Annotated in this window: 11 protein-coding genes; 10 read left to right on the top strand and 1 reads right to left on the bottom strand. The window is 74.3% G+C overall.

The genetic code is table 11. The annotated features are described in order from the left end of the window. Window positions 1-44: 44 nt before the first annotated feature. Genes PUR61_RS44725 through PUR61_RS44715 form a run of 3 tightly spaced genes read left to right on the top strand, consistent with a single transcriptional unit; the run spans window position 45 to window position 1,193 of the window. On the top strand, window positions 45-176 hold the full coding sequence (locus PUR61_RS44725) for a DUF4244 domain-containing protein (RefSeq protein ID WP_329885758.1): 132 nt from the start codon (window positions 45-47) through the stop codon (window positions 174-176). Then, window positions 166-663 (top strand): TadE family type IV pilus minor pilin, encoded by a 498-nt coding sequence (locus PUR61_RS44720; RefSeq protein WP_329885696.1) that lies wholly within the window; start codon window positions 166-168, stop codon window positions 661-663. Before PUR61_RS44725 ends, PUR61_RS44720 begins: the two co-directional genes overlap by 11 nt. Next, window positions 651-1,193, top strand: a complete 543-nt coding sequence (locus PUR61_RS44715) for an Rv3654c family TadE-like protein (RefSeq protein WP_329885695.1) — start codon at window positions 651-653, stop codon at window positions 1,191-1,193. Before PUR61_RS44720 ends, PUR61_RS44715 begins: the two co-directional genes overlap by 13 nt. On the opposite strand, the gene PUR61_RS44710 is transcribed toward PUR61_RS44715, so the two are convergent. Further along, window positions 1,188-3,674, bottom strand: coding sequence for a DEAD/DEAH box helicase (locus PUR61_RS44710; RefSeq protein WP_329885694.1), 2,487 nt, complete (start codon window positions 3,672-3,674; stop codon window positions 1,188-1,190). The two genes, PUR61_RS44715 and PUR61_RS44710, sit on opposite strands and share 6 nt — an antisense overlap. Window positions 3,675-3,894: 220 nt before the next feature. Between PUR61_RS44710 and bldG the strand changes: the two genes are divergently transcribed. From bldG to tmk, 7 genes are all read left to right on the top strand, one after another. Next, window positions 3,895-4,236 (top strand): anti-sigma factor antagonist BldG, encoded by a 342-nt coding sequence (bldG, locus tag PUR61_RS44705; protein WP_327678470.1) that lies wholly within the window; start codon window positions 3,895-3,897, stop codon window positions 4,234-4,236. A gap of 173 nt (window positions 4,237-4,409) precedes the next feature. Beyond that, window positions 4,410-4,832: an ATP-binding protein gene (locus PUR61_RS44700; RefSeq protein ID WP_329885693.1), complete on the top strand. Its 423-nt coding sequence runs from the start codon at window positions 4,410-4,412 to the stop codon at window positions 4,830-4,832. 299 nt (window positions 4,833-5,131) lie between these two features. Next, window positions 5,132-5,827 (top strand): hypothetical protein, encoded by a 696-nt coding sequence (locus PUR61_RS44695; RefSeq protein ID WP_329885692.1) that lies wholly within the window; start codon window positions 5,132-5,134, stop codon window positions 5,825-5,827. A 335-nt stretch (window positions 5,828-6,162) separates the two neighbouring features. Further along, window positions 6,163-7,695, top strand: a complete 1,533-nt coding sequence (locus PUR61_RS44690) for a DUF7059 domain-containing protein (protein WP_329885691.1) — start codon at window positions 6,163-6,165, stop codon at window positions 7,693-7,695. Between the two features lie 271 nt (window positions 7,696-7,966). Then, window positions 7,967-8,482, top strand: a complete 516-nt coding sequence (locus PUR61_RS44685; protein WP_329885690.1) for a DUF3592 domain-containing protein — start codon at window positions 7,967-7,969, stop codon at window positions 8,480-8,482. A gap of 517 nt (window positions 8,483-8,999) precedes the next feature. After that, window positions 9,000-11,867, top strand: coding sequence for a type I DNA topoisomerase (gene topA, locus PUR61_RS44680; protein ID WP_329885689.1), 2,868 nt, complete (start codon window positions 9,000-9,002; stop codon window positions 11,865-11,867). A gap of 169 nt (window positions 11,868-12,036) precedes the next feature. Further along, window positions 12,037-15,504 carry a dTMP kinase gene (gene tmk, locus PUR61_RS44675; protein WP_329885688.1) on the top strand — a complete coding sequence of 1,156 codons (3,468 nt, stop codon included), beginning with the start codon at window positions 12,037-12,039 and terminating at the stop codon, window positions 15,502-15,504. The last annotated feature ends 127 nt before the right edge of the window (window positions 15,505-15,631 follow it).

The following is a 15,631-nucleotide window of genomic DNA, read 5'->3' as shown; positions in this document are numbered from 1 at the left end:
TCAGATTGTCGACCAGTCCAAAGAGACACCAGAACTAAGCAAGGATTACGGCGGAATACGCGGTCGGCACGCTCGGGGCGTGCGCGCTGGCTGCCGGGCTCTACAAGGTGGTGACCAGCCCGGCGGTCATCGGAGCCCTCACCGACGTCCTGGACCGTGCGCTCCATGCGACCTGAGACACCGTCCGCAGGGCGGTGTGCCCGGCTGCTTCCTGCCGGCTGCGGCCCCTGTGCCACCCGTTCCGGTCGGCTCGCCCCGACCGGCCGGAACGGGCGGCGCCGGCGGCGGGGCGACGGTGGCTTCGTCACCGCCGAAACCGCTGTCGCGCTGCCGGCGCTGGTGCTGCTGGCCGCGATGCTGGTCTGGGCCGTACTCGCGGCGGGTGCCCAGGTGCGGTGCGTGGATGCGGCGAGGGAAGGAGCAAGGGCGGCGGCGCGGGGCGAGGCGGATGCCGCCGGGATCGCGCGGGCGGTCGCCCCGCCGGGGGCGGAGGTCCGGATCGACCTGGCGGCGGACACGGTCCGGGTCACCGTGGACGCGCCGTCCACGGCACCGGGCGGGCTCGGGAGCGTGCTCTCGGTCCGGCTGGGTGCGGCGGCCGTGGCAGCGCGGGAGGACACCTTGCGGGGCGGAGAGGGAGGTGCCGGCCCGTGGCCGACCTGACGCGCGCCGTGGCTCGGGCGCGCAGCTCGCTGCGGTTCCGCTCCGGTCGGGCGGGGGCCCGCGGCGGCGGGCACGACGGCGGGTCCGCGACGGTCTGGCTGGTCGTGTGCGCGCTGTTGGGCTGCGCGGCGTTCACCGTCCTGCTGTCGGTGGGTGTGGCGGTCGGCGCCCGCCACCGCGCGGAGTCCGCCGCCGACCTTGCGGCGCTCGCGGCGGCCGACCGGCTGCTGCTGGACGCGGACGGCGGCTGCGACCGGGCCCGGGCCGTGGCGGCCGCGCAGGCGGCCACGGTGGTCTCCTGCACGGTGGACCGGGAGGCCGATGCCGTCGACGTGGTGGCGGAGGTGCCGGTCACCGGGCTTCCGGTCCGCCTGCCGGTCGGGCCGGCGCGTGCCAGGTCTCGGGCCGGCCCGATCCGTGCGGCGGTCGCCCCGACGGACGAGGAGGCGCGCGCCGCGGTCGGCGAGGCCGTCACCGCAGTGGTCGGCCCGGCGGTGACGGCCGCCCAGACCGAGGGCACGGGCTCATGAACCTCCGGCTTCCCCGGCTTCGCACGCCTCCCCGACGTCCCCGACCTCCCCGGCCGCGGTCGTCCGTCCCTCAGGCTCCGCTTCGACCGCGTCCGCCGCTTCCGCCGGTTCGGAGCCGTCCGCCTCCCCGGTGGCCGCTGCCGGTTCCAGCCGCTCCGCGGCCGGCACGGCGGGCGCTCCTGCGAGCAGCACGTCCAGCATCCGGACGGCCGCCGCCTTGTCCAGCGGGTCGTTCCCGTTGCCGCACTTGGGCGACTGCACGCAGGAGGGGCAGCCGCGTTCGCACTCACAGGCCGCGATCGCCTCCCGGGTGGCCGTCAGCCACTGGACGGCCCGCTGGAAGCCCCGCTCGGCGAATCCGGCACCGCCGGGGTGGCCGTCGTAGACGAAGACGGTGGGCAGTCCGGTGTCCGGGTGGAGCGGTACCGAGACGCCGCCGATGTCCCAGCGGTCGCAGGTGGCGAAGAGCGGGAGCAGCCCGATCGAGGCGTGCTCGGCGGCGTGGGCGGCGCCGGGCAACTGGTCGAGCGGGATGTCCGCGTCGAGGAGCTGGTCCTCGGTGACGGACCACCAGACCGCGCGGGTGCGCAGGGTGCGCGGCGGCAGGTCGAGCTTGCTCTCGCCCATGATCTCGCCGGTGGAGATCCGCTTGCGGAGGTAGCCGACCACCTGGTTGACCACCTCGACGGAGCCGAAACTGAGTCGGCCCTCGCCCCAGTCGACGGTGGTGTCGGTGGAGAGCACCGAGATGGAGGTGATGTCGCGGGCGGCGGTCGTGTAGGGCGGGTCGGCGGGTTCGACCAGCGCGACCGAGTTGTCGAGGTCGAACTCCCGGACGAGGTAGCTGCGGCCCCGGTGGAGGTGGACGGCGCCGGTGTGGACGGTGGTGTGGGCGGCGGAGGCGTCCACGGTGCCGAGCAGCCGCCCGGTCGGGGCCTCGACGATCTGCACCGGGCTGCCGCCGCTGCCCCGCAGGTCGACGCCGTCGGCGGCCCGTTCGCGGCGGGTCCAGTACCAGGCGTCGCCGCGACGGCGGAGCAGCCCGCGTCGCTCCAGTATCGGCAGCAGCGGTCCGGCGGAGGGGCCGAACAGTTCCACGTCGGTGTCGGTCAGCGGGAGCTCGGCGGCGGCCGCGCACAGGTGCGGGGCGAGGACGTGCGGATTGTCGGGGTCCAGCACGGTGGCCTCGACCGGGGTGGCGAACAGCGCCTCCGGATGGTGCACCAGGTAGGTGTCCAGCGGGTCGTCCCGGGCGATCAGGACGGCGAGGGCGCCCTGGGCCTCGCGCCCGGCCCGTCCGGCCTGCTGCCAGAGCGAGGCCCGGGTGCCGGGGTAGCCGGCCATCAGGACGGCGTCCAGGCCGGAGATGTCGACACCGAGCTCCAGTGCGGAGGTGGAGGCGAGGCCGAGCAGCCGGCCGGAGTGCAGATCGCGTTCCAGGGCGCGGCGCTCGTCGGCGAGGTAGCCCCCGCGGTAGGCGGCCACCCGGTCGGCGAGCGGGCGGCCGAGCTGGTCCTGGGTCTGCAGGGCGACCAGCTCGGCGGAGCGGCGGGAGCGGACGAAGACGACGGTGCGGATCTCCCGTTCGACGAGGTCGGTGAGGAGGTGGGCGGCCTCGGCGGTGGCGGTCCGGCGGACCGGCGCCCCGTGCTCGCCGACGTTCTCGGTGAGCGGCGGCTCCCAGAGCCCGAAGACCACGGGCCCGCGCGGGGAGGCGTCCTCGGTGACCGCGTCGGCGGGCAGGCCGGTGAGCCGCCGTGCGGTGACGGCCGGGTCGGCGGTGGTGGCGGAGGCGAGGAGGAAGGTGGGGTCGGATCCGTACCGGGCGCAGATCCGGCGCAGCCGCCGCAGCACCTGGGCGACGTGCGAGCCGAACACGCCGCGGTAGCTGTGGCACTCGTCGATCACGACGTAGCGCAGGGTCTTGAGGAAGGAGGACCAGCGGGCGTGGGCGGGCAGGATGCCGCGGTGCAGCATGTCCGGGTTGGTGAGCACGTACGAGGCGTACTGGCGGACCCACTCGCGTTCCTCGGGCGGGGTGTCGCCGTCGTAGAGGGCGGCCCGGACCCGGGGCGGCGCGAGGTCCGCGGTCCGGCGGCGCTGGTCGGCGGCGAGTGCCTTGGTGGGGGCGAGGTAGAGCGCGGTGGCGCCGCGCCCGTTGCGGGCTTCGGTTCCGTCCAGCAGATCGGAGAGGACGGGGGCCAGGTAGCCGAGGGACTTGCCCGAGGCGGTTCCTGTGGCGATCACCACAGTATGGCCGGATTTGGCCAGATTCATTGCTTCTGCCTGATGGGCCCAGGGGCGTTCCACGCCCAGGGCCCGGGCGGACTCGACGATCTCGGGCCGGATCCAGTCGGGCCACGGTGAATAGCGGGCGGCCCGGGCGGGAAGGTGCTCCGTATGGGTGAGCCGGTCCGACCGCCCGCGGGTGGTGGACAGGGTCGTGAGCAGTGCCTCGGGCAGGCTGTGACGCGGCGGCATGAGGACCCAGTGTGTCACCGGAGTGACGGAGAATCGTCCCAAGCCATCGTGCGGGCATGGTCACAAGTGGTTGAATGTGGCCGTGTCGGCCGTACGGCCGGGGGTCGCAGCGCCGAGGCTTGCCGCATTGGCTGGGCGTGCCCGAGGCTTGTGACCATGCGGTGGCGGCCGTCCGGCCGAGGATCGCAATGACGTAGCAAGGCAAGGTGCTGGAGGTTCCGTGGACCTGTCCCTGTCGACCCGTACAGTCGGCGATCGCACGGTCGTCGAGGTTGGCGGCGAGATCGATGTGTACACCGCCCCGAAGCTGCGTGAGCAGCTGGTCGAGCTCGTCAACGACGGCAGCTACCACCTCGTCGTCGACATGGAGGGCGTGGACTTCCTGGACTCCACCGGGCTCGGTGTGCTGGTGGGCGGTTTGAAGCGGGTGCGCGCCCACGAGGGTTCGCTGCGACTGGTCTGCAACCAGGAGCGCATCCTCAAGATCTTCCGCATCACCGGCCTGACCAAGGTCTTCCCGATCCACAACTCGGTGGACGACGCGGTCAACGCGACCGACTGACCCGACCGATCCGGCCGGGTCGGCCCTCCGTGGTCGGCCCGCCCGATTCTCAACGCGGCCGGGAGCCGGGGCCCTGTTGCGGCCCCGGCCCGTCGGTCCGCCCAGGGGCCGGCTGACGTCGGCCCGCAGCGGCCGTATGCCCGGCCCCGGTCGGAGCACCCCGAGGGGGAGAGATGGCAACCGTCGAACTTCGATTCAGTGCGCTTCCCGAGCACGTCCGTACGGCCCGGCTGGTCGCCGCGGCAGTCGCCAGACGAGTCGGGGTCGACGAGTCGGTGCTCGACGAGGTGCGGCTCGCCGTCGGTGAGGCATGCTCCCGCGCGGTCGGTCTGCACCAGCGTGGTGGCATCACCGGCGCGGTGCGGGTGGCCCTCATCGACCAGGAGAAGCGTTTCCTCATCGAGGTCGAGGACGAGGCCGGCCTCGACACCGTCCCGACCGCCGCCGGTTCGGCGGAAGGCGTCGACCCGGACGAGGACACGCTCGGTCTCGCGGTGCTCACCGGCCTGGTCGAGGACCTTGAGGTCACCAGCGGCACCGGTGGCGGTCTGATCCGGATGAGCTGGCCGGTCCCGGCCGACGTGCTCACGGGCTGACCGGCTGGTCCCGGCAGGCCCGCCGGAGGTCGTCGCTCGCGGGCCGTGCGATGACGGCTGGCCGGACACCGGTGGTCGATCACCCGGGGCGCCACGCCTCTTCGAGCGGGAGCCCTCCCTCGCAGTTCCTCCCTGCTGCGTGCCTCGTCGTACCTTCGGCACGCCCTCGAACTGTCTCCGTTCCGACCTTCCGGCGACGATCGGAGCACAGGCGCGGCCCGTACGGGCGGGAACCGGGGGTCGTGCGGCGGCCGTGTAGGTTCGCTGTTCGACGACCGAAACCGAAAGGGCTTCTCCCGGTGAACAAGCGACTGCTGGCCGTACCCGCGCTCGGCGCGCTGCTTGCGTTCGGCGCCGTCGGCTGCGGCGACGACAACAGCAAGCAGCTGGACTCCTGGGCGGTGAAGGTGTGCGGCGGGGCCAAGGACCCGATCGCCCAGGCGCAGGCCGCGCTGGCGGACACCGGCCAGGTGAAGACCGGCGAGGTCCCGGTCGACCTCCAGAAGCGTCTCTCGGCGGACATCGGGCGGCTGGCCAAGACCAACCAGGACATCGCTGCGGCCATCGACGGCGCGGGAGCGCCGAAGGTGGACGACGGGGCCACTCTCCAGAAGGACACCGTCGCCGAGCTCACCAAGGCGGCCGACGGGTACCTGGAGGTCCAGAAGAAGCTGGACGCGCTGCCCAACACCGACCAGGGGAAGTTCGCCGACGGACTCCGCAGCATCTCCGACCAGATTCAGCAGCTGGCCTCGCTCTCCACACAGGCACAGGGCAAGCTGCAGCGCGGCGAGCTGGGTGCGGCGATGGCCAAGCAGGAGGGCTGCAAGCCGGGCACGGCTGCCGCGGCTCCGTCGGCGGGCGCCACGGGCACGGCGGCTCCCGGTACTCCGGCTCCCGGCACGGCGGACGGTACGAGCCCGGCGGGCAGCCCCGCCGCGACGGATCCCGCCGCCGCTCAGCCTTCCTCCGCCCCCGTCCCCTCGGCGAGCTGACGGACCGCACCCGCACCTCCCGCACCCGCACCTCCCGCACCCGCACCGGTATCCCCGACCGAGCCGTTGTCGCCGTCGGACCCGCTGTTCCGCCCCCCTCGTCCGCCGCCCCTCGGCCGCCCCTCGCCCGACCTGCCGAGGGGGCGTTCGTGCTGCTCGAATCGCTGTCCGCCCGGTGGGACGTCCCTCCGGGCCCGACCCGGCCCCGGAGCCCCGCCGCGGGGTCGGCGCGTGGACCTGCACGGATCCGTCACGGGGCCGTTGAGGAGCTTTCGGGGGACCTTCGAGGGGTTGCCGAGGGGAGCGGGGGCGACCGGGCGGGGGACAATGTCGGGGTGATCAGTAGCCCCGTTCTCGACCCGACCCGCCTCGCCAGACTGCGCGAGGCCCTGCTCGCCGCCTCGTACACCGCCGACGGCTGCCTGGACCTGCTCGGGCCCACCGGGTACGCGGCGCTGGCCCGCAGCGAGGCGGTGCCCGCGCTGCGGGCGACCCGCGGCGGCAGCCCGCTGGAGACGCTGGTGCGGCTCTTCCTGCTGCAGCAGCCCGTGCCGTACCAGGCGGCCGCCGCCGCGCTGCCCGTCGAGGACTGCCTGACCGACGGTTGGCTGCGGACGGACGGCGATCTGGTGCGGGCCACCGTCGACGTCCGCCCGTACGCCGACGAGGTCGCCGGTCTGCCGAGCGCGGACGCCTGGGTGGTCTCCGACCTGGGTTGTGCGGTCGGCGGCGCCGGCGGGATCGGGTCCGGTGAGACCGCGCACGGGGTGGCCCGCAAGGACCTGGTGCTCGGTGTGGGGGGCGCGTCCACCACGCTGGCCAACATCACGGTGCGCCGGCCGGTCAGGTCCGCGCTGGACCTCGGCTCGGGCTCGGGTGTGCAGGCGCTTCACGCGGCCCGGCACGCCCAGCGGGTCACCGCGACCGACGTCAACGCGCGGGCGCTGCGCTTCACCGAGCTCACTCTGGCGCTGTCCGGTTTCGACCACGCCGAGACCGCCGAGGGAAGCCTCTTCGAGCCGGTCGGGGAGCGGAAGTTCGACCTGATCGTCTCCAACCCGCCGTTCGTGATCTCGCCGACCGGCCGGTTCACCTACCGGGACGGCGGCATGGCCGGCGACGACCTCTGCCGCAGCCTGGTCCGCTCCGCCGCCGCCCGGCTGGAACCGGGTGGCTACTGCCAGCTGCTGGCCAACTGGCAGCACGTCAAGGGCGAGGACTGGCACGACCGGCTGTCCGGCTGGGTCGCGGGCACCGGGCTGGACGCCTGGATCGTCCAGCGTGAGGTGCAGGACGTCGCCCAGTACGCCGAGCTGTGGCTGCGTGACGGCGGTGACCACCGCGGTCCCGGTGGCGACTACCAGGCCCGGTACGGGGAGTGGCTGGACGCGTTCGAGGCAGGGCGGGTCGAGGGAATCGGCTTCGGCTGGATCACGTTGCGCGCGGGTGGCGCCGAGCGGCCGACCGTCCGGGTCGAGGAGTGGCCGCACCCGGTCGAGCAGCCGCTCGGCCCGCACATCGAGGAGTGGTTCGACCGGCAGGACTTCCTGCGGACGCACGACGACGCGGCCCTGCTGGCGGCCCGGTACGTGCTGGCCGACGAGGTCGTCCAGGAGCAGGTCGGTGCGCCCGGGGCGGAGGACCCGGAGCACGTGGTCCTGCGCCACAACCGGGGCATGCGGCGCGCCACCAAGGTGGACACGGTGGGCGCCGGGTTCGTCGGCGTCTGCGACGGGACGCTGTCGGCGGGCGAGATCGTGGACGCGATCGCGCAGTTGCTCGGCGAGGACCGGGTGGTGCTGCGGGACCGGGTGCCGGAGTCGCTGCGCATGCTCACGGAGCAGGGGTTCATCAGCCCCGTGGCCTGATCGCGCCCTTCGCGACGTCCCGTCGTTTCACGCCCCCGCCGCCACGCGCAGCCAAGCGCGATGCCTTGCGCTCCCTCGCGCTCCCTCGGGGTCGTTCGGGGGCCCTTGGGGTTCCCCGCGTCCTTCCGGGTCGGCTTCGGGCCGTCTGCGGTCGTCCGATTCACCTCTCCGTATCCCCTGGTTCGCCGGACGGCCTCCGGGTGTCTGTCCCCCGTTGGCCCCCGACTGTGAGGCTCTGTCCACAGGCTGTGGACAAGGCTGGGGGCTCGGGGTGGAGACGACGACGGCGACGGTCGGGGGCCTGATACTTGCCCTCTTCGGCGGCGCACTCCTGTTCTGGTGCGCCGCCGAAGTGCGCCTTCGCCACCGGGTGCGCCGTCGGGGCGTGCCGACCGTGGCCACGGTGGTCGCCGAGTCCGATCCGCACGGCGGACTCGACAGCGCACCACTGCTCTCCTACTCCGCGTCCGTGCAGGCCGGGTACGCCGCGCCGGCCGCCGTCCGGGCCGGGACGGCGGGAACGGCGGTGGCCGCCACGGCGGCGCCGGGCCGGATCGGCGAACTGGTGCTGACCCGCCCGCGCGGCCGTACCCCGCTGCGCCGCCCGGCCGGTCTGTCGCCCGGCGCGTCCGTCCGCATCGCCTACGACCCGCGCCGCCCCGGGCTGGCGGTGCTGGCGGCGGAGGAAGGCCCTCGGGCGGTGGTCGCCGACCTGCTGTGGGCGACGCTCGGCCTGGTTTGCCTGTCGGCCGGGGCACTCCTGCTGGTGGCCGCCTCCTCGGCCTGAGACCGGCCCGAGACCGCGCGCGATCTGGACCTCTATCCGGGCCGCGACCTGGCCCGAGACCGCCGAGGCCCGGCCCGCGACCCGTCCCGGGCGCCGTTCCGTGCCGGCCGCCGCGGTCCGGAGTTTCCGTACCGCCGGCGTCCCCGCCGGCCCGTGCCGGTCCCCGCAGGCCCTGCCGCCCGTCTGCCGCCCGCCTACCGTCGGCTCGGCGCAGGCCGACCGGATTCTTTGTTGACAGATTTGGAAATCCGTCATTCCATCCTTCGGAACCCACCGAAGCGCCCTCCGCAGGGCGCGATCCTCCGTCGTCGGGTTACCGTTCGAGTGGCGTCGGTCGGCCTTGCCGGTGAAAAAGCAGGATCCGTCCGTTTGACAAGGGTGGCCGGGGTACGGTCACACTCCGCTGGTGGGGTCGTCGTACAGCGGCGGCCCCGGGTCGGTGGAGGGGTCGGGCGGAGCGCAGCCCGTGCTGCCAGCGCCGACCAGCTCACATAACGACCGGGAGAGAAGAGCGAAGGTGTCCCCGAGCAGCGAGACCGCGCACGGACAGCGACTCGTCATTGTCGAGTCGCCGGCCAAGGCGAAGACGATCAAGGGCTACCTTGGCCCCGGCTACATCGTCGAGGCGAGCGTCGGGCACATCCGCGACCTGCCGAGCACGGCCGCCGAGGTCCCGGACAAGTACACCGGCGAGGTGCGTCGCCTGGGCGTGGACGTGGATCACGACTTCGCTCCCATCTATGTGGTCAACGCTGACAAGAAGTCCCAGGTCAGCAAATTGAAGTCGCTGCTCGCGGAGTCCGACGAGCTCTTCCTCGCCACCGATGAGGACCGCGAGGGCGAGGCCATCGCGTGGCACCTCCAGCAGGTGCTCAAGCCCAAGGTGCCGGTGCACCGGATGGTGTTCCACGAGATCACCAAGGCCGCCATCCAGGAGGCGGTGCGCAACCCGCGCGAGCTGAACCAGCGCCTGGTCGACGCCCAGGAGACCCGCCGCATCCTCGACCGCCTCTACGGCTTCGAGGTCTCGCCGGTGCTCTGGAAGAAGGTCATGCCGAAGCTGTCGGCGGGCCGCGTGCAGTCGGTCGCGACCCGGCTGGTCGTCGAGCGCGAGCGCGAGCGGATGGCCTTCCGCTCGGCCTCGTACTGGGACCTGGTCGGCACCTTCGGCACCGGGCGCACCCCGGCGGACGCGGCCAACCCGGAGACCTTCGGGGCCCGGCTCTCCTCCGTGGACGGCAAGCGGATCGCCAGCGGCCGTGACTTCGGCCAGGACGGCCGCCTGAAGTCGGGCAGCACCGGCACCCTGCACCTGGACGAGCAGGCCGCCCGCACGCTGGCCGTCGCCCTGGAGCAGACGGCGTTCTCGGTGCGCGGCGTCGAGTCCAAGCCGTACCGCCGCTCGCCGTACGCGCCGTTCCGCACCACCACGCTCCAGCAGGAGGCCAGCCGCAAGCTGGGCTTCGGTGCCAAGCGGACCATGCAGGTGGCCCAGAAGCTGTACGAGAACGGCTTCATCACCTATATGCGTACCGACTCGACCACGCTGTCGGAGACCGCCGTCACCGCCGCCCGCGTGCAGGTCACCCAGCTGTACGGGGCCGACTACCTGCCGGACGCGCCGCGCACCTACGCCTCCAAGGTGAAGAACGCGCAGGAGGCGCACGAGGCGGTCCGCCCGTCCGGCGACCGGTTCCGCACGCCCGCCGAGACCGGCCTGACCGGCGACGACTTCCGGCTCTACGAGCTGATCTGGATGCGCACCGTCGCCTCCCAGATGAAGGACGCGGTCGGCCAGTCGGTCACCGTGAAGGTCGGCGGCCGGTCCGCCGACGGCCGGGACGTCGAGTTCTCCGCCTCCGGCAAGATCATCACCTTCCACGGCTTCCTCAAGGCCTACGTCGAGGGCGCCGACGACCCGAACGCCGAGCTGGACGACCGCGAGCGCCGGCTGCCGCAGGTCACCGAGGGCGACCCGCTGGCCGCCGAGCAGCTCAACCCCGAGGGGCACGCCACCAAGCCGCCGGCCCGCTACACCGAGGCCTCGCTGGTCAAGGAGCTGGAGGACCGGGAGATCGGCCGCCCCTCCACCTACGCCTCGATCATCGACACCATCATCAACCGCCGGTACGTCTTCAAGAAGGGGACGGCGCTGGTGCCGTCGTTCCTCTCCTTCGCCGTGGTCAACCTGCTGGAGAAGCACTTCGGCCGGCTCGTCGACTACGACTTCACCGCGAAGATGGAGGACGACCTCGACCGGATCGCGGCGGGCGAGGCGAAGTCCGTGCCGTGGCTGAAGCGCTTCTACTTCGGCGAGGCCGCCGGTGAGGGCGCGGCCACCGGCGGCGCCGCCGAGGCCGGCAACGGCGACGGCGACCACCTGGGCGGTCTGAAGGAACTGGTCACCGACCTCGGCGCGATCGACGCCCGGGAGATCAGCTCGTTCCCGGTCAGCGACGCCATCACCCTGCGGGTCGGCCGCTACGGCCCCTACGTCGAGCGCGCCTCCGAGGTCGAGGGGGAGCCCGGCCAGCGCGCCGACATCCCGGACGACCTGCCGCCGGACGAGCTGACCGTCGAGCTGGCCGAGGAACTGCTGGCCCGGCCCAGCGGTGACTACGAGCTCGGCGCGGACCCGGTCAGCGGCAACATGCTGGTCGCCAAGGACGGCCGCTACGGGCCGTACGTCACCGAGATCCTGCCCGAGGGCACGCCCAAGACCGGCAAGAACGCCGTCAAGCCGCGGACCGCCTCGCTGCTCCAGTCGATGTCGCTGGACACCGTCACCCTCGACGACGCGCTGAAGCTGCTCTCGCTGCCGCGCGTGGTCGGTGCGGACCCGGAGGGCGTGGAGATCACCGCGCAGAACGGCCGCTACGGCCCGTACCTCAAGCGCGGCACCGACTCCCGCTCGCTCACCAGCGAGGAGCAGATGTTCACGGTCACGCTGGAGGAGGCGCTGGCGATCTACGCCCAGCCCAAGCAGCGCGGCCGCGCCGCCGCCGCGCCGCCGCTGAAGGAGCTGGGCACCGACCCGGTCAGCGAGCGCCCCGTGGTGGTCAAGGACGGCCGCTTCGGCCCGTACGTGACCGACGGCGAGACCAACGCGACGCTCCGCAAGGACGACGAGGTCGAGACCATCACCCCCGAGCGCGGCTACGAGCTGCTCGCCGAGAAGCGGGCGCGCGGACCGGTGAAGAAGACGGCGAAGAAGGCCCCGGCCAAGAAGGCGGTGGCCAAGAAGACCGCGGCGAAGACCACCACCACCAAGACGGCGGCGGCCAAGACGGCGGCCAAGAAGACCACCACCAAGACCGCCGCCAAGAAGGCGACGACGGCCAAGAAGGCAACCGCGAGCAAGGCCGCCGCCACCGACGAGGGCTGACACCCGATCGGCGGCACCGGGCCCGCGTCCGCTCCGGCGGCGCGGGCCCGGTTCGTTCGGGGGCAACGCGCGACGGGCGTGTGCGGACTCTGTCACAACCCTGCGATGGCGCCCGTCCGGAGCTGCGCTCCCCTCTTTTGCGCCATGCGCCGACCGCTACGCTGACGGTATGACGAGCGCGGAGCAGCCCACCCCCAGCGTCGCCGAGGCCGCGAGAGCCGGCACGCCCGACCTTGCCGAGGTCGCGCCGGCCGGAACCACCGGCGAGCGGGTCCGTGCGCTGCTGCGCCTGCGCCCGTACCGCCGGCTCTGGACCACCCAGCTGATCGGCGGCACCGCCGACCGCCTGGGACTCCTGGTCCTGCTCGCCCTCACCGTGATCGCCGCCGCACTCGGCGGACAGTTCGGTGACCTGCCGCGCAGCCTCGCCTTCGCCGTCGCCGCCGTCTTCGCGGCCCGGCTGGCGGCCACCGGGCTGGTCGGCGCCGCCCTGCTCGGCCCGGTGCACGGGCTGCTCAGCGGCAGGCTCGACCGACGCTGGACGCTGCTCGGCGCGGACGCCCTGCGTGCCGTGCTGATCGGTGTCGCGCCGTGGTGGATCGTCTGGCTGGGCTCCGGCCCGAAGCCCTCCGGCGCCGCGACCTGGGTGCTGCTCGCGACCGTCTTCGTGACCGGCGCCGCCGAACGGGTCTGGGCGATCGGCAAGGCCGCCGCCGTGCCCGGCCTGCTGCCCCCCGCCAACCCCTTCGCCCCCGCTGCCGAGCGCCGCCCGTCCGCCGCCAACCTGGCGACCGTCCGGAGCCTGGACCACCGCACCGGCTGGGCCACCGTGCCGCTCGCCGCCGCCGCCCTCGTCGCGCTCACGCTGCTCAACAACATCTTCGCGGCGCTCGGCTCGGACTGGCTGCGCGCCCACCAGACCACCTTCGCCGCCGTCGGCGCGGCGGTCCTGTTCGCCGTCTCGGCCGTCCGGATCCACTTCCAGGAGCTGCCCGGCGGCGCCGTCAAGGTGGCCCCGCACTCCCCGCTGCAGGGCCTGCGCGCCCCGACCGACGCGACCCCCGGCCCGGCCATGACCAAGGGCCGCACCGGCTCCGCCCCGTACTTCACCTTCGCGGTGGCCGCCGGGTACGCCGCGACGGCCGGTGTCTGCGCGCTGGCACTGCTCACCGCCGCCGAGCACCGCGCCGGGCCGATCGGCTACGGCCTGCTGGTGCTCGCCGCCACCGGCGCCCCCGCGCTGGGCGTCCGGATCACCCGGGCGACCCTGCCCTCGCTCTCCCGCCGCCGGCTGCTCGCGCTCGCCCTGCTGACCGAGGGCGTCGCGCTGATCCTGGCCGGCCTGGTGCTGGACTTCGTGCTCGTGCTGCTGCTCACCGTGCTGGCCGCGGTGGCCGCCGGGATCGTCATCACCGCCGGGCGCGGACTGCTCGCCCAGGAGGTCGAGGAGGCCCGGCTCCCCAAGGTCACCGAACACCTGTACGCGGTGCTGCGGGTCGTGGTGGGCGCCGCACTGATCGTCGTCCCGCTGATCGCCGCCGCCTACGGGGACGTCGCGTACGGCGAGGTCGAGCCCGGCTCGTTCACCTTCATCCACGGTGGCGCGGCCCTCGCGGTCGCCACCGCCGGACTGCTCACCCTGGTGCTGGCGGCCGTCGTCCTGCTCCGGACCGACGACCGGCGCGGCACCGCCCCGTTCGGCAAGGACCTGCTGGACGCCCTGCGCGGCGCCACCGGCCCGGCTCCCCACCGCACGGCGGGCACCGGCTTCTTCATCGCCCTGGAGGGCGGCGACGGCGCCGGCAAGTCCACCCAGGCGCAGGCGCTCGCCGAGTGGATCAGGGGCAAGGGCCACGAGGTGGTGCTCACCCGCGAACCCGGCGGCAGCCCGGTCGGGCAGCGGCTGCGCGGCCTCGTCCTGGACGTCGGCAACACCGGCCTCTCGCACCGCGCCGAGGCGCTGATCTACGCGGCCGACCGGGCCGAGCACGTCGAGAACGTCATCCGCCCCGCACTGGCCCGCGGCGCGGTCGTCATCACCGACCGGTACATGGACTCCTCGATCGCGTACCAGGGCGCCGGCCGCGACCTGGCCGCCACCGAGGTGGCCCGGATCTCGCGCTGGGCGACCGGCGGGCTGCTGCCCAACCTGACCGTCGTCCTGGACGTCGACCCGACCCGGGCCCGGGAGCGGTTCACCGAGGCGCTGGACCGGCTGGAGTCCGAGCCGACCGAGTTCCACCAGCGGGTCCGGTCCGGCTTCCTCTCGCTCGCCGCCGCCGACCCGGCGCGCTACCTCGTCGTCGACGGCAGCCAGCAGCCCGGCTTCGTCACCACCGCGATCCGCCACCGGCTCGACCGGGAGCTGCCGCTCTCCGAGCAGGAGAAGGCCGCCCGGGCCGAGCAGGAGCGCCTCGCCCGGGAGGAGGCCGAGCGGCGCGCCGCCGAGGAGGCCCGCAAGCGCGCCGAGGAGGAGGCCGCCGAGCGGAAGCGCCAGGAGGTGCTGGCACAGCTCCGGGCCGAGCAGGCCGAGCAGGAGCGCCTCGCCAAGGAGGAGGCCGAACGGGTCGCCGCCGAGGCTGCGCGCAAGGCGGCCGAGGAGGCCCGCAAGCGCGCGGAGGAGGAAGCCCGCCGACGTGCCGAGGAGGAGGCCAGGCGGCGCGCCGAGGAGGAGGCCCGACTGGCCGCCGAGGCCGCCGAGCGCAAGAGGCTCGCCGAGGAGGCGGCCGCCCAGGCGGAGCTCCAGCGGCAGCGCGAGCTGGCGCGGGAGGAGCAGCGCCGCCGGGCGGAGGAGGCGCTGCAGCGGGCCGAGGAGGCCCGGCTGGCGCAGGCCGCCGCGCTGGCGGCCGCTGCTGCTGCGGCGGCCGAGGCGGAGGGGCGGGCCGACCGCTCCGGTGCCGTGCCGGACGACGCGGTGACCACCGAGCTGCGGATCGTGAAGGACCCCGGGGCGCAGGCCCCGAAGGGGCGTGGCGGCGAGGACGCGACGCAGGAGATCTCCGAGCGGGACCGTCGGGCCGCCGTCCGCGCCGCCGAGGCGGCGGGCGGTCCGGTGGGCGCGGGTCCGGCGGGCGACGCCGCCGCGACGACGAAGCTTCCGGTCGTACCGGGGACCCCGGGCGCTCCGGGTGTTCCGGGCGCTCCGGGTGCTCCGGCGGACGAGACCACCGTCCTCCCTCGGGTTCCGGCGGACGAGACGGCCGTCCTGCCCCGGGTTCCGGCGGACGAGACGGCCGTCCTGCCCCGGGTCGAGCCGGGTCGGCGGGGCGACGCGGTGCCGCCGGGGCTCTGGCGGGACGAGCGGCCCGCCGACGCCCCGCCGGCGAACCGCCCCGCCGACCGGCCGGTCGACAGTACGCGTGAGCTGCCGGTGGTCGACCCGCAGCAGCCGCCCGCCACGGAGTCCCGGCCGAGGCCGGACTGGGCGGAGGAGACGCCGATGGACGACCTGCCGAGCCTCACCGACACCCTGCTCGGCTCGCGGGACGAGTGGGCCCGCTGGGGCGACGGCACCGGCCAGGGCGCCCCGGCCGGTCCGGCGGGTCCCGTTCCGCCGAACGACGCGGACGGGCGGGACGGCCAGGGCGGCCAGGACGACGGCAGGGGCAAGGGCCGCCGCTGGGGCCGACGGGGCTGACCGGCGAGCCCGACCGGCTGGGCCGACCCCCATCGCGGGACGGCTCACGAGGGACCACCGACGGCGGGCGGTGCTGCCGGGGCGAGGCTCCGGCGGCACCGCCCGCCGTCGTACCGGCCACGTATGC

The organism is Streptomyces sp. BE20 (assembly GCF_036322525.1).
Taxonomy (GTDB): domain Bacteria; phylum Actinomycetota; class Actinomycetes; order Streptomycetales; family Streptomycetaceae; genus Kitasatospora.
This window is presented reverse-complemented; position numbering and strand designations above follow the sequence as displayed.

What these genes read in the sequence shown, in the direction of transcription:
- tmk (WP_329885688.1), top strand. Translation starts at nt 12,037, where the DNA reads ATGACGAGCGCGGAGCAGCCCACCCCCAGCGTCGCCGAGGCCGCGAGA.
- PUR61_RS44700 (WP_329885693.1), top strand. Translation starts at nt 4,410, where the DNA reads ATGGCAACCGTCGAACTTCGATTCAGTGCGCTTCCCGAGCACGTCCGT.
- PUR61_RS44720 (WP_329885696.1), top strand. Translation starts at nt 166, where the DNA reads ATGCGACCTGAGACACCGTCCGCAGGGCGGTGTGCCCGGCTGCTTCCT.
- PUR61_RS44710 (WP_329885694.1), bottom strand. Translation starts at nt 3,674, where the DNA reads ATGCCGCCGCGTCACAGCCTGCCCGAGGCACTGCTCACGACCCTGTCC.